At 33.1% G+C, this 14,506-nt stretch carries 16 protein-coding genes and 1 pseudogene; 11 read left to right on the top strand and 6 right to left on the bottom strand.

From position 1 onward, the window contains the following. The first annotated feature begins 89 nt into the window (after nucleotides 1-89). The gene (locus tag ACQKMV_RS06590; RefSeq protein WP_427502994.1) at nucleotides 90-371 is read left to right on the top strand and encodes a DUF1033 family protein; all 282 of its coding nucleotides are present in this window, start codon (nucleotides 90-92) and stop codon (nucleotides 369-371) included. A 227-nt stretch (nucleotides 372-598) separates the two neighbouring features. Further along, nucleotides 599-799, top strand: coding sequence for a cold-shock protein (locus tag ACQKMV_RS06585; RefSeq protein WP_004230088.1), 201 nt, complete (start codon nucleotides 599-601; stop codon nucleotides 797-799). Between the two features lie 373 nt (nucleotides 800-1,172). On the opposite strand, the gene ACQKMV_RS06580 is transcribed toward ACQKMV_RS06585, so the two are convergent. After that, a complete protein-coding gene (locus ACQKMV_RS06580) occupies nucleotides 1,173-1,982 on the bottom strand; it encodes a S1C family serine protease (RefSeq protein ID WP_427502993.1) in 810 nt (269 codons plus the stop codon). 575 nt (nucleotides 1,983-2,557) lie between these two features. On the opposite strand from ACQKMV_RS06580, the gene ACQKMV_RS06575 reads away from it, so the two are divergent. Further along, the gene (locus ACQKMV_RS06575; protein ID WP_427502992.1) at nucleotides 2,558-2,845 is read left to right on the top strand and encodes a 3-isopropylmalate dehydrogenase; all 288 of its coding nucleotides are present in this window, start codon (nucleotides 2,558-2,560) and stop codon (nucleotides 2,843-2,845) included. A 9-nt stretch (nucleotides 2,846-2,854) separates the two neighbouring features. Here ACQKMV_RS06575 and ACQKMV_RS06570 read toward each other — a convergent pair. Further along, nucleotides 2,855-2,968 (bottom strand): annotated as a pseudogene (locus ACQKMV_RS06570) (IS1595 family transposase); the annotation flags it as partial. 603 nt (nucleotides 2,969-3,571) lie between these two features. On the opposite strand from ACQKMV_RS06570, the gene ACQKMV_RS06565 reads away from it, so the two are divergent. The 5 genes from ACQKMV_RS06565 (at nucleotide 3,572) to ACQKMV_RS06545 (ending at nucleotide 7,681) form a co-directional block, all read left to right on the top strand. Further along, on the top strand, nucleotides 3,572-4,048 hold the full coding sequence (locus ACQKMV_RS06565; RefSeq protein ID WP_427502991.1) for a hypothetical protein: 477 nt from the start codon (nucleotides 3,572-3,574) through the stop codon (nucleotides 4,046-4,048). Between the two features lie 447 nt (nucleotides 4,049-4,495). After that, a complete protein-coding gene (locus ACQKMV_RS06560) occupies nucleotides 4,496-4,930 on the top strand; it encodes a YxiJ family protein (protein WP_427502990.1) in 435 nt (144 codons plus the stop codon). Between the two features lie 119 nt (nucleotides 4,931-5,049). Beyond that, a complete protein-coding gene (locus tag ACQKMV_RS06555) occupies nucleotides 5,050-5,844 on the top strand; it encodes a class I SAM-dependent methyltransferase (protein ID WP_427502989.1) in 795 nt (264 codons plus the stop codon). A 235-nt stretch (nucleotides 5,845-6,079) separates the two neighbouring features. Beyond that, nucleotides 6,080-6,946 (top strand): phosphotransferase family protein, encoded by an 867-nt coding sequence (locus ACQKMV_RS06550; protein WP_427502988.1) that lies wholly within the window; start codon nucleotides 6,080-6,082, stop codon nucleotides 6,944-6,946. Nucleotides 6,947-7,225: 279 nt separating this feature from the next. Beyond that, the gene (locus ACQKMV_RS06545; protein WP_427502986.1) at nucleotides 7,226-7,681 is read left to right on the top strand and encodes a hypothetical protein; all 456 of its coding nucleotides are present in this window, start codon (nucleotides 7,226-7,228) and stop codon (nucleotides 7,679-7,681) included. 352 nt (nucleotides 7,682-8,033) lie between these two features. Here ACQKMV_RS06545 and ACQKMV_RS06540 read toward each other — a convergent pair whose 3' ends face one another. Next, entirely contained in the window at nucleotides 8,034-9,029 is a 996-nt protein-coding gene (locus ACQKMV_RS06540; RefSeq protein WP_427502985.1) for a S66 family peptidase, read from the bottom strand. A 223-nt stretch (nucleotides 9,030-9,252) separates the two neighbouring features. Between ACQKMV_RS06540 and ACQKMV_RS06535 the strand changes: the two genes are divergently transcribed. After that, entirely contained in the window at nucleotides 9,253-9,723 is a 471-nt protein-coding gene (locus tag ACQKMV_RS06535) for a DinB family protein (RefSeq protein ID WP_427502984.1), read from the top strand. Nucleotides 9,724-10,002: 279 nt separating this feature from the next. Here the strand turns inward: ACQKMV_RS06535 and ACQKMV_RS06530 are convergent, their stop codons facing one another. Next, the gene (locus ACQKMV_RS06530; protein ID WP_427502983.1) at nucleotides 10,003-11,607 is read right to left on the bottom strand and encodes an ABC-F family ATP-binding cassette domain-containing protein; all 1,605 of its coding nucleotides are present in this window, start codon (nucleotides 11,605-11,607) and stop codon (nucleotides 10,003-10,005) included. Between the two features lie 615 nt (nucleotides 11,608-12,222). After that, complete coding sequence (locus ACQKMV_RS06525; protein WP_427502982.1) at nucleotides 12,223-12,936, bottom strand: DUF5677 domain-containing protein; 714 nt, start codon at nucleotides 12,934-12,936, stop codon at nucleotides 12,223-12,225. 298 nt (nucleotides 12,937-13,234) lie between these two features. On the opposite strand from ACQKMV_RS06525, the gene ACQKMV_RS06520 reads away from it, so the two are divergent. Together ACQKMV_RS06520 and ACQKMV_RS06515 are read left to right on the top strand one after the other, a co-directional pair. Next, on the top strand, nucleotides 13,235-13,573 hold the full coding sequence (locus ACQKMV_RS06520) for a hypothetical protein (protein WP_427502980.1): 339 nt from the start codon (nucleotides 13,235-13,237) through the stop codon (nucleotides 13,571-13,573). A 37-nt stretch (nucleotides 13,574-13,610) separates the two neighbouring features. Further along, nucleotides 13,611-14,000 carry a hypothetical protein gene (locus ACQKMV_RS06515; protein ID WP_427502979.1) on the top strand — a complete coding sequence of 130 codons (390 nt, stop codon included), beginning with the start codon at nucleotides 13,611-13,613 and terminating at the stop codon, nucleotides 13,998-14,000. Nucleotides 14,001-14,201: 201 nt separating this feature from the next. Here the strand turns inward: ACQKMV_RS06515 and ACQKMV_RS06510 are convergent, their stop codons facing one another. After that, nucleotides 14,202-14,399, bottom strand: coding sequence for a hypothetical protein (locus tag ACQKMV_RS06510; protein ID WP_427502978.1), 198 nt, complete (start codon nucleotides 14,397-14,399; stop codon nucleotides 14,202-14,204). Between the last annotated feature and the right edge of the window lie 107 nt (nucleotides 14,400-14,506).

The following is a 14,506-nucleotide window of genomic DNA, read 5'->3' as shown; positions in this document are numbered from 1 at the left end:
TAATAGCATATTACAGAGTGTTTTAATAGACATTTCAAATGTGTTTGCTAAAATGAAAATATCTTAATACAGCAGGGAATGTGACATATATGTATACAATCATTTACATGAAAGCTGATTATGAGCCTTGGTGGAAGTTTGAGGGCTGGGAGGCTTTTATTCAAACAAATGAAACATTTGAAACGGAAGAGCAATTTGAGTCAGCATTACAAACAAAACTGCAGCACTTCCGATTAACATATGAAAATGAGGCATCTAAAGAAGGTGGATTTTGGGCCTTCTGGTCAGAAGATGAAAGCGTTTTTTGTGAAGCCTGTGATGATGATGTACAAATATATCACGGTATTATCACTTTAAAATCTGATAAATAGAAAAAATATTTTGAAAATAATTAAAAAAACATTTTTTCTTTATTTGACAAAATTATGAATGCCAGTTATACTTAGTTTAACAATTTAATTGCTTCACCGGAAACATGAATTCACATATTACAAAAAGTGATCGCGTTAGTTCGGTACTCTTTGTAATATGTGAATTTTTTTTCATTCGCTGAAGAAATTACATATTGTTCACTTTTATTTTTTGGAGGTTTTCTTAAATGAAACAAGGTACAGTAAAATGGTTTAACTCAGAAAAAGGTTTTGGATTCATCGAAGTTGAAGGCGAAAACGACGTATTCGTACACTTCTCAGCTATCCAAGGCGAAGGTTTCAAAACTCTTGACGAAGGTCAAAAAGTGGAATTCGAAGTTGTAGATGGCAACCGCGGACCACAAGCTGCTAACGTAACTAAACTTTAATTCTCAGTAATTAAAATTACTTTCGTTAAATTAAGGCATCCTATTTATGTAGGATGCCTTTTTTTTGCATGCTTAGAACATTTGAGAGTTACAAAATATGAATACTAGTGACTTGGTATATGAATGGGTTTTGAAAAGTTAAGTTTCTCAATTTGATATAATCTTATTATGTAAACAAAATAAAGAGCTTGTCTCGTTAGTTTGAGGACAAGCACCTTTTCGGAGAATTATTTATTTAACTTCTTTCAGTGGGTGTAACGGAATCGGAAAGGAGTTCAAATAGGATGTTAGCCTAACATCATTGCATCCATGCGATAAAGGCTAACTGACCTGCATCCTGCTGGCCTAAGCACAAAGCTGATTCCGGATACAATTATGCCGAGTCATAATTGATTATATGCTGTAACACCTGAATGGGTATAAACAAACCGACTTGACCATATGGATCTTTTTTTGCCGTTGCAAAGATGATTCCGATAACCTCACCATCTGCATTTAAGACAGGACTTCCACTATTTCCTCGATAAACAGGGGCCTTCATCATTATAACGGGTTCCTGCCAATCCTCAAGGTAAGTTAAAGTTCCTTCATTTGCAATGCCCGTAAAAGCTAGTGGATTACCGATGAAATAAACATGCTCATTTTTACTATAGCTAGGATTTTTTGCAAGCGTGAGGGAAGGTAATTCATTACCAGTCACTTGCAATAGTGCTAAATCTACGTCTGGGAAACTTTGCAGTAACTTGGCACCCATCAAACCTTCCTCAGGGAAGATGACGAATAGTGATTGAGCATCTTCTACAACATGTGCATTGGTTACGATAAGTCCATCTGAAGAAATCGCAAAACCAGTACCTTTACTAGTACCAGTGGAGATTTCTACGACAGCCTTTTTATAGGTTCTTATATCTTCTTGCGCTGATAGACGAGCAGACACCTTCAAAAATTCTAGAGCTGGAATGGAGTATATTTGAAAGATAAGTGCAAATGTATTGAAAAATAACACCAATGCCATACTCCAGACAATCCATTTGACAATTGGTTTTTGTTTTTTAGGTTTTTTACCTTGCTGGTGCTCTTCTTGTTCTTGGGTTAACGCCTTTTGTTGTTCAGCGAGGACAAGGTCGATCAATTCTTCTTCCGTCAATTCTTCATCTGTTGTTGACCTATGTATATCGTTCATCAAAACTCCCTCCTTACTCAAAATGAAAGGCGCCCAAGCATTGACGCCTGTGAAGCGAATCTCATTCAATTTTCTGTTGCAAGTTCGGCTCTGTGATTGTTTAATGTTCAACAAGTCTGATTGACTACTGATGTTTGTCCTTTGGCTCAGTATTGTTTACAGTCAACGAGTAATTGTGCATGAGAAAGTACAAGTTCATGGTGACTCATAAGCAAGCTCTTTCAGCTATTTTCCCTCATTATACTTGAAGTTCCTAGGCTATACGAATGTTAGGAACCAGTTTTCTAGAAAGCTAATCTTCTTATTAGTCGCATCGACAGGTATACGTAAGTCAATTGGTATGGCAAAGATATACCAACTATTGATGATTGGAACCTGAACATTCATCATTTTATAAGGCTGTTTTCGAAAAGATTATTGCTGCTTTAGTATAAAAAGGAGAGCAATATTTTATAGTACCGTCAGATGTAAGTACTTCTTATTAAGAAATCGTTGCGAAATAAATTTCTATTTATTGTATAATTTAGATAGGAAATAACAAAAGTACGAATAATTTTTTAAAAGGGAGTTAAATAATGGATTTCTTCAAAATACTTATGTATTTTCTTATAATTATTGCTAACATAATAGGATTTTTTGTGTTTTTTAAGAAGAAAAGTATATATTCAGCCGCCTCAACAATATTATGTTTAACTTTAGTATTTGGTGGAGCAGGAAGTTTATTAGCAATAGCTATTATTGATGATCCATTTGCAATATTTTATGGTTTGCAAATAGGGTACATTCTGCTGATTAATGGCGTGATCGTCCTGTTAATTGCAATTCTAAAATCAGTAGTAAAGAAAATATATAGTACAATATAATAAATGTACTTAAATTTCAACTGTGGTGTAATTAGATTTGTGACTCAAACTTAAAAATAGCTCTTTTACGCGTTCTATGTGTTCTACTTTTTTGCTTTGTTCTAGGTATCGAAACCATATTAGGAGTTAATTTTGACGGTTTAACTTCTAAAATACGTTGTATCTATAATTATCATTTAGTTGATAAAGAATTTAAAAAAGTAAATGAGTTTAAAAAACCAGCTATTATTACAGATTTGACAGTTACATACTAGATTATGCTTGTTGATTATCTTAAGACATCTCCTAATTGAACTAAACCCTGAATAGTGGATACTTTAAAAAATGTCCCTCTGTTCAGGGTTTTGTGTTTTTTAATAATGATGTAGCTTTATAAAAAAGTTTGATCATTTATAATAAAGATTGATAATTTGTAATAAAGATTGATAATTTGTAATAAAGTTTGATTAAAAACATCTCACCTCTATAGATTTTAATAGATGAGGTTTTTTCATTGGAAATTTATGATAATTTATACTGGATGATATTGTAAACATTATGGATATGGTAAAATAAACCACCTGAAACAAATTAAAAGATACGGAAAAAGAAAAAATACATCCAATCATGGGGGGCATTTTTAAAAGAGATTCCTATGTTTTATAAAGAAAAAGTATTTTCGCTTAGAAATTAATGTAAGATAAATTTTGTAACATCAATTTTATTAAAGCTTAAGGAGAAAAACATATGACTTTATATTCCGTACTCGTGGCGAATAGCTCTTTACAAACAGTTGATTATACAGGAATTGCTGAAATTACAGTAAGAGAATTGAAAAAAATATATCCAATTACAGAGAGTACAACAGCACAGTCGTGGCATTTGATGGATGATGATGCACGTATTTTACATGTACCAGATGAATCGGCTTTTGGTCATTTGAAAATATTTCAGTGGAATAATCCACCATATGATTTAGAATTTTATAATGAAAAACCCTTTGTATACGGCATCGAGGGAGATTGGGGGCCTAAATTTTTAGCGGACTTTTTAATTTATTTGAAGCAACATATAAAACCGGAGCAAAGCGCCGAATTAATTAGGTTTTGGGCAGAAGATTATGACCGAAAACTAAAAAGCCGTCGTATCACTATTGATGAAGTCGAATTGCATCACCTTGAAAGCTTAAAGAACGAGGAATACATACGTGTCGTTTTTGTATAGCGATATTTAGAATGTACTTACTCATTAAGAACTTATCGTACAAATGATGGAACTACAACTTCTATTTTACAGTAACCAGTTTTATTACATAAGTAGTGATTGTATATTCTTTATCTGACTGACATGATGCAAATATTGGTGTTTTCATCTTACCAGGAGAAGGTATGACTATTGAGTGAGAGCAATCGCTTCTTGTACTCCCATGAAAGAACTTAATCCCATCTTTCATTTTCTGTGGTGAAGAGCTTATTTTCGCGCTTCATGGATGGCTAACGGGGCAGTTTAGTTGAATAGTGTTATCTAACTAATGTTCAACAATCGGGCCATATTATTGAATAACATTCTTTAATGAAAGGTTCCCAAAACGACGCTTTGGAAAGGTTTGTGCTTTGTCTAATAAACAGATTTGATAAAATAGATAAATGAAACACTTATAGAGGTGAAAATATGGATGATATTTTAAAACAACTAGTTGAAATTAAAACCGAATTAAAAAAGCCATTTCCTACTAGAGATATTAATAAAATATGTGAAGATGTTCGAACAGAATTTTTGAATTTATCCGATGAGGATGAGGTGGATTTCTATGAAGATTTTCGTTATTACTGTGTGAACATATCTGGAACGCTAAGTTATGTTTTAGCAGATATGACAAATCAAATTCCACAAGGACAAATTGACATGCTATATAAGTCTTTTTTTGAATACTATAATCAATATGAATTTCTTGAAGACCGGATAGCAAACTATAATTATTTCTTTCAGGAATATAAAACCTTTGAGCAAGCAAGGAAATTGTTATTACAGCTGTTGTCAAATAACCATTATCCATTAAAACGACAGAGTCTTTACACAAAAATAAATCTGACTTTTGAGAAATGAACTTGAAATTTATACAACAAAATTCAATAAAATGAGTTGCATAGTCAGCCCTTTTTTTCTTTATTGAACTAACGGAGGTTAGTTTAAGAAGCAGGTTAATTAGAGAGGTGGAATTGCTAATGACAAATTATGGTGATGAATTGTTCAAGGGAACAGCTTGGTATTATTCACGCTATAGACCTTTATATCCAGCATCTTTAATAAGGTATTTAATAGATAAGTTTTCTCTCAATGGTACAGGTCAAATGCTTGATTTAGGGTGTGGTACTGGACAATTGGCATTCAGGTTCGCTGATTGGTTTGAAGGCATAGTTGGGATTGATACAGAACCTGAAATGATACAAGAAGCAATTCGTTTGGGAAAAGAGTTTAGAGTAGATAATCTGGAATGGTTTAATGGAGAACTTGATACATATAAGATAAAATTTGAGGGGAATTTTAGATTTGTAACAATTGCTAAGGCATTTCACTGGATGGATAGAGAAATGATCCTTGATACTTTATATGGAATGATTTCCTATGGTGGTGGTATTGCAATAATCGATAATTATTCTCCAAATAAGGAACTTTTACCATGGAAAAAGAAAGTGAACGAAGTAGTTAAACAATGGTATGGAAATGAAAGAAGGGCTGGAAATACAACATATTCACACCCAACAGTTAGCTATCAAGAAATTATATCGAATTCAAAATTTGATTTGGAAATGTTCGAACTACCAACTTATGAGCAAGAATGGACCTTAGACTCAATAATTGGTAATCTGTATTCAACTTCCTATGGTTCTAAACGATTTTTAGGAGAAAATGTTGAAATGTTTGAAAAACATTTAAAAGAAGAATTATTGAAAATTAATAATAGGGGTATTTTTAAAGAACAAACAAATATATCAATAAAACTCGCTATAAAGAGATGATAAATTTGTTTGTTATACTAGTGGGGCTTTAGTGAAAGAAGAATCAATAATTTAAAGATTAAAATCATGATTAGTTATTCCATTAAAGGGCGCGATTCTTTAATGATAAATGAATCTTTCTTTATGAAATGGCCTCTTGATTTAAGAACCGAAAGGGTTTTTCTTGTTTATTTTAAAGAGGTTTTTTTTATCGTTGCAATATTGAAATACTAAATGAAGGATTGGAAGTGTTATTTTGACAGAACAACTAATAAAAAGGCAATTAAAAAATAAATATAGTAATTTTTCTCCCACTCGTTTAACTGGAGGTTATACAAATACAACTTATTTATTAGATGGGACACATCCTTTATTAGTTGTTAAAGTGGCTAATACTTTTAGCCAGGATATTTATAATGAAATAAATTGTTTGAAATTAATTCAAGAAACAGGAATAGCACCAAAATTTTATGAACTTTTGGAAACCAATGATAATCAAATAACAGTAATGGAATACCGAGAAGGGAAAAATGGTCAAGCAATTTTTGATGATAACGATGTTGAAAAAATAAAAGAGTTATATAAAAGTTTAGGTAAATCTCTTGCTAAAAACATACATTCCAAAAAATATAATTTTAGCTCAAATGGAATAAAAGAATGTGACTTACACGCTATAAAAATGAGTTTAGATTTTGTTCCTGAAGAACTAAAAAGAAAATCTAAAGTGATATTACAAAAAATCAATGATTCTAAAATGGATTGGGTTTTAACGCATGGTGATTATGGAATGCACAATGTATTATACACCGAAGATAACGTCCTTACTGTTTTAGATTGGGAGTGGTCTGAATGGGCGAACCCTTTAAATGATGTAGGTTGGGTATGCTGGTTTACCAAACTTCACTATCCCAAACAAGCGGATTCATTAAACAGCGTTTTTATTGAACAATATAAAACCAATAACCCTATTTTTTTATCTTCTGAAACATTAAAGGGTTATTGTGTTTATAAAGTATGGAAAATCCTACATAAGATTAAAAATGCGCCATTAGAAGTGCAACAGGAGTGGATAAGACGTTTGGAATGGACAATAGAAACTGATATTTTTGATTTTATCAACTAATTCAACAATCGGGCGCGATTGTTGAAGAAGCATCTCTGTCCTTATTAAACTCCCATGAAAGGACTTAATCATCTTTCATTTTCTGTGGTGAAGTACTAATTTCCGCGCTTCATGGATGGCTAACGGGGTGCTTTACTTGAAAATCATTGAGTTGCGCAGGCAACTCTTTTTTCTTATTGTGCTAACGAAGCAGTATAGTGCAACAAGGAACGATAGAAATACAATAAATATGGAGTTTTGGGGAATAATGATACTAAACAAAATTAAGGAGAATCAGAAATGAAAAAATTGCTTTTTAGCCTTATCTTTGTTTTAGTAATTCTTCCTTCACAAACACACTCTGAGAATAAAATTGAAGAGTTGCCACCTTGTTCAGCAATACTTGAACCAACAAAAAACGTACCTAAAAATGCCAGAGGAGTAGCACTGATTTATAATATTGAAAGAAAGTTTAATGATGAACGAACAAGTCTCAGTGTTCACGCACTTCATTTACCAAAACCATCTAGTTTTGGGGATTATGATGGTTATGAAGTATTAGCATATATTCCGAAGGAAATAAGTTGGATTTTCTCATTATCCCCTTTAACTAAATATGGAGAAACTATTTGGGCTGGGAATTTAGATGAAGTTTCTCCTATAATGCGACCTACTCGTATCAAAGTCCGAACAGTCAATACAACGACAAAGAAAACTGGTCCTATTGTACTTGAAAAAATACTAAAACCTTGTTGAACGGGTGCTTTAATTGAAGATTCGCATCCAGAAATAATCAATCTTTATTATAAAAATCAAACTAGATAAATAAAGAACCAACTGTTTTGATCAAACTTTGTTTCAAAACAGTTGGTTTTTTTCTGTATAAAATCAGCGTTTGCAACTTACTCTTAATCGAACTTTATTCAAAAGCTACAAATGAATATCTCGTTTTGCTAAACTTTACTTAGTAATAACTGGGTAACATAGAGGCAGAATTAGAGCTTCTGAACTCCAAGACGGCGAGGAAAAAGTTTTAGCACCGCATGAAAACATCAGGTAATCAATGAAGTGATTCGTAAATTTTAACTATAAATCTGTCATCCGAATGTTAGGAAAACCAGTTTTCTAGAAAGGTAATCTCTTTACTAGTCGCATTGACATGTACACGTAAGCCGATGGGCATCGCATGAAGGGGATGAGTGTGACAGCAGTCAACATCAGCGATAATAGGAATTGCACAGTCATCGAGCTGCTCTAGCAATACATCATATGGCTTTCTTCCGGTGCCTAAATCATCATATTGTTCATGTTTACCTAAAATAATCGCAGAAGCTTTGTCGAAAATGCCGTGTAATTTTAGCATGGCAAAGTTTTTCTCAACAACAGCAATTGTTTTAGATGTATCTTCAAGAAGTAAAATATCTCCCTGATTTATGTGAGGGAAGTAAGGTGTTCCAATAAAGCCGTACATCGTATTTATATTTCCACCTATTAAACGACCTTCAGCTATACCAGGTTGTACAGTAATCCATGAATTGTGATGCTGCGTTTTTTCAGTCGTTTTTTCTAACCAGTTTAGTCGGTCATCTGTCCAAATAGGAGGGATTGGCATGTTATAGGGAAACGATAATGAATGTAAAAACATATCTTTAAAATATTGCTCTGTATAATGGACAAAAGGTGGAAATTCACCAAATGTAGAAGCGACAGAAGGTCCATAAAAGACAGGAATACCGGTTTTTGCATACATTGCGAGAAGTATAGCGGTAACATCAGACAACCCTATAAGTATTTTGGGATTCTGCTTAAATGCTTCGTAGTCTAAATAGGGCAGCATACTATTGGCGTTAGTACCACCCATAGTTGGTAAGATCATTTTGATGTGGGGATCACGAAGTAGGGCATTCAGCTCTTCTGCTCGTTCTTTTGGTGTACCGGAGCGGTAAAAATCTTCTTTTCCAGTTAAAGTGCCTTCTTTTATCGAAAAGCCGAGTGCTTGCAGACGTTCCTTGCCTCGTTCATAGCGAGCCTTTGCAATAGTTGTAGCTGGTTTGGAAGGCGAGTAAATGCCAATGGTATCGCCTTTTTCTAATGGGAAAAACATAAAATACCTCTTTCCATTTAATATCAAAGGCTATTATACATGATTTAACAATTTTATGATCAGTATACGTGTTTTTACGAAAGTCATGTAAAAAGTAACTGAATTGAATAGTTATAGCAGAATATTAAATAATAATATTATGTAAACTTAGTGTTAGAAACTTGTAAGAAAGTCTCTTATTTAATAAGATAGAAATGTACTTACGAAAATGGGGGGCGTTTATATGTATCGTCATGTAGATGATTTTTTAAATGAATGGTCAGCATCAGCACAAGGGACATTTCAAGTATTAAAAGCCGTTACAGATGAAAAGTTAGAGCAAAGCATCGTAGAAGGTCACAGCACGCTAGGCTGGTTAGGCTGGCATTTAGTTGGTGCTGCTGGTTATTTCAGTTATTTAGCAGGTTTAAATGTGCCAATGATTCGTCAAGAAGATCCAATTCCATCTACAGCTGCTGAAATTGTAGCTGCTTACGAAAATGTAGCAAATAGTGTGAAAGAGGAAGCAGCAAAGCTATCAAATGAAGATTTGCTGGAGGAAGTCAAAGGCTTCACTGGACCGATAGCTAGAGGTGCATTATTACGTGTAATGGTCGATCATCAAACACATCACCGTGGACAAATGACGGTGCTCCTACGTCAAGCGGGCTTACCAGTACCAGGTGTTTTAGGACCAACGAAGGAAATGAGATAGTAAACTAGAGAAGTTAAATGATTAATAGAGGATATTAGTTCAATCTTTGAACTAATATCCTTATTTTAATACATATGGTATAGTTAATGGCTTTACGTTTACTAGAGAATAAGTGAACCAGTAACACCCATTAATGTTTATACTAAAAAAGAAACATTTGAAATACCTACCACTGTTGCTTTTTATCAAGTAAAGTAAATTGAATCAGTGAAGCACGCAATATTTGGTTATAAAAAAACAGGGTTCTCCTTTTTGAATAGGAGAACCCTGTTTTGTTCATTAGTTTAAGCCTTGGCTATCTTTCCACTCAAGGAATTCATCATAAGTTAATAGTTTATCTAAAATTGTGCCGTCTTCACGGATTTCGATGACACGGTTCGCAATTGTTTGGATGAACTGATGGTCATGAGATGTGAAGAGCATCGCACCTTTGAAGCGCATAAGTCCTTCGTTAAGTGCTTGAATAGATTCAAGGTCAAGGTGGTTCGTTGGTTCATCTAGTAAAATAACGTTTGCTGTGGCAAGCATCATTTTAGATAACATACAACGTACTTTTTCTCCCCCTGATAGTACAGAAGGGGATTTCTTTACTTCCTCACCAGAGAATAGCATACGACCTAAGAAGCCGCGTAAGAAGCTTTCTGTTTCATCATCAGGAGAGTATTGGCGTAACCATTCAACTAATGATTTCTCTGAACCTTCGAAGTATTTATCGTGATCATTTTCAAAGTAACTTTGAGAAGTTGTTACGCCCCATTTGAACGTACCAGCATCTGCTTTTCTTTCATCCATTAAAATATCAAGAAGAGCCGTTTTGGCCATTGGATTACCAAGTAAAATGATTTTATCTTCTTTGTTCATTGAAAAGCGAATATCTTTAAATAGTGTTTCGCCTTCATTGCTTGCTGTAAGACCTTCCACTGTTAACACATCGTTACCAATTTCACGTCCAGTTTGGAAGTTGATGAATGGATATTTACGGCTAGAAGGTTTAATGTCGTCAAGCTCGATTTTATCCAACATTTTCTTACGAGAAGTCGCTTGGCTTGATTTCGAAGCGTTCGCAGAGAAACGAGCAACGAATGCTTGTAGCTCTTTAATTTTTTCTTCTTTCTTCTTGTTTTGGTCTGCCATCATTTTTTGTGCTAATTGGCTAGACTCATACCAGAAGTCATAGTTACCAACATATAATTGGATTTTAGAGAAATCTAAATCCGCGATATGCGTACATACTTTATTTAAGAAGTGACGGTCATGGGATACGACAATAACCGTATTTTCAAAGTTAATTAAGAATTCTTCTAACCATTGGATTGCTTTTAAGTCAAGGTGGTTGGTAGGCTCATCTAGTAATAGAACGTCTGGTTTACCAAATAGAGCTTGTGCTAATAATACTTTGACTTTGTCAGAACCTTCAAGGTCAGCCATTAGCATATAGTGAAGCTCGTCGCCAATCCCTAACCCGTTTAATAATGTTGCTGCTTCTGAGTCAGCTTCCCAACCATTTAGGTCAGCGAATTCACCCTCTAATTCAGCAGCACGCATGCCATCCTCATCAGAAAAGTCTTCTTTTGCATAGATAGCGTCTTTTTCAGCTTTTACTTCCCAAAGACGTTTGTTCCCCATAACAACTGTATCTAATACATTGTATTCATCGTATTCAAAGTGGTTTTGTTTAAGGACTGATAAACGTTCGTCCTTACCCATTGATACGTGACCTTCTTGAGCTTCAATTTCACCAGAAAGAATTTTTAAAAATGTTGATTTACCAGCACCATTTGCTCCGATTAAACCGTAGCAATTCCCCGGTGTGAATTTTATATTTACGTCTTCAAATAGTTTACGATCGCCATAGCGAAGACCTACATTACTTACTTGAATCATGCAAGTTCCTCCTTTTTTCACAATGGCACTAGTATATCATGAAATATGTACCATAGTCTATAAACATTATTAAATCAACGTTTAGCGTTCTGGGTTGTCAGGTGTTTGAGTGGAATAGGGAGTGGGGATTTGCAGATTCGAAAAAAAGTAAGGTTATAAACGTTACTTAGGTAAAGAACAGGTAAGTAAATGAAATTGATTGATCCCCTTTGGTGGCTTTGGTATCTGAATGGTGCTGCAGACCATCAAGGGAGGAGTGGAAGGTCTAAATCGCTACGGTCATGCAGAATACATAATACATTGTAATTGTTGTTGGGTTTCTCATAACGGCAGAATTAGCATTTACGATACACTCAGAAGGCATGTAGACTGATTACAAGACGTTTCGGGGGCAGAAGTAGAAAACTATATGTATTGAGAGAAATCTCACATTAACAATGGCATACAATACGGATACTTTAAATGACGGATTCATGAAAATGCAATGGCTGTCTATGTTTTAGATTCTATTAAGTTAGTTTTTAAAACGTAGCCAGCCATTTTTGCACCAAGCCGTTGTCCTCAACTTTGGCTTCATGATAGGAATCGAAAAAGTAGTAAGTCAATACATTTTTTCTATAATTTTATTGTATATTCTTTATAAACATTAAAAGAAGTAAATATCTCTTTGAGATTGTAGTGGTCGATTAGTAATTTTAAAATATCACTAAAAGCCTCAAATGCAATGTATATAACTTCTGAATTATCATACGGTTCTTTGTCATCTTTAAGTCTAAAAGTATCTATAAATTTTGTAATTGAATCATTGCTGTGAGTCTCACCACTATATTTCATATAGTAATATCCATACTTATTTTCTTTAAAATATTTAAATAACCTTGAAATTGAATTAGCACCATTAATGCAATACCACTTATATTTATCTTTGGAAGAAATGAATGGTTTTTTATATTCATTTAATTCATTCTCATCAATAGGCGGTACTTTTTCTGGATACAACTTTTTAGTTTTTTCGTATATTTCTACCTTCAATTTAAAATTTGATAATTGAAAGTCTTCAGCTCTGTTTATAGAATCTTTTTCTAAAATATATTTCATATAAATAAATTTTTCTAATATGCTTCTACATAAACTATAAGTTCCATGATAAGCTTTATTTTCAATTAACAATAACAACGATTTTAATTCTAAATATGCATTACTAGATAAGAAAATTAAAGATTGGTCTAGAACAGATATGTCTTTTTTATTCTCTACAGAAAGTTCATATATCTTATAGTGAGCTTCTCTTAAGTCATTTAAAACATCATTAATTGATTGTAAATCCATTTATATACCTCAATTCAATATTATTTATTTTTACAATGTGTAGTCATGCTGTAGCACTCAATTCCATAATATGAACTGAAAAAGTGGTATGTCAAAACAAATAAACACAATATTACTATTAATAGAAAATATTTCTCATAGTATAATGGGAACACCTGTTATTTGATAACAACCATCAATTTTGTGCAATAGGTACGATGGAAGTGGGATAAGGATTGAAGAGTGCATAGTAGTAGATAGTTAAAATATCGATGATAATCTTTAATTAATGTTCAAAAATTAATTTGGAGGGAAATTTTTGTCTCATTTAACATTATCATTCTTACAAGAGGTTGAGGAAGAATTAAAAAGTAATAATTTTTTAGTAGAGGATTTCAATATTAATACTGAAGATCATTTAGAATGCGTAGTTTTACATATTCAATATATTTATTTACCTAAGTTTAAATTTAAAGGAGTTATCCATAAAGATAAGGATAGGTATGTAGCTGAGTTTAGTCCTGGAACTATTACCTTTACAGTAAGTAGAGATTGCCCACAAAAACAAACTTTCTTAAATATGATTAGTGAATGGATAGATAATACGCATATTGAAATGTCTAAGACACCTATTACGAGACAATTCAAAAAAACATGAAGAAATATTAAAATCATTCCAAGAAAAAATACATTCTATGGGAGATGAAGGTGATAAATACTTTTCAAAAGAAGAGGGTGAAGAATTACAAAATAAATTAAGTGAGTTAGAAGAATTGCTAAAAGATTCGATTATTGAAAGAAATGATAGTAATAATAAATCGGAAAAAGAAATATTTGAGTTACATTCTGAAATCAATGCTTTAAAGGAACATTTGGAAGTGTTGAATAGAAAAAACTGGTTTCTTTCGTTCTCAACGAGGCTTTTTAATTGGTTTAAAAGAAATCCTGAACTAACTAAACGATTAGCTGGTTTTTCAAGAGAAATGCTACCACAAGAAGCAAAAGATATTGTTTCTCAGGAAGCACTCGATCAATTATTACCTCCAGATAACTCAAAACTAGCTTCAGGCACTGAACGTAAATAAGTGTCCAGAGTAAGATTTAGTTAAGAGAACATTCGTTAAAGGTTATGAAGAGTGTGCTCAAAAGTAGATGGATGAACTTTTTTGATTAATATATAATGCTGATTTTAAGTAGGAAATGTAAAAAAGGCTGAGTGGAAGGATTTTTCCGACTACTTTCAGCCTATTTTTGACTAAAAAAGAGGAATGTGAGTGACACTCGTATCAGTTGAGCTTTTTCTTAGCTAATCGTTTGGCTAACAGAAGTGAATTTTCTAAAGATGCAATCAATAATCCTTTATCTTCTTCATCTAATTTGTATATTAACCCCTGCAGTTTTTTGTCAGCATCACTTTCGGTATTAACTTTTAAATCATAATATCTTTTCTGATTATTTCTCCCTAACAGATAGTCAACAGACACGTCAAAGTAATCAGCTACTCTTTCTAAGTTTTCTACTTTAGGAGAAGAAGTGTCCCAACGACGTATTTGACCGTTAGAGATTCCCTTTCATCAATTTGCAAAATAAA

It is taken from the genome of Lysinibacillus sp. NPDC094403 (assembly GCF_050278745.1).
Classification (GTDB): domain Bacteria; phylum Bacillota; class Bacilli; order Bacillales_A; family Planococcaceae; genus Lysinibacillus.
This window is presented reverse-complemented; position numbering and strand designations above follow the sequence as displayed.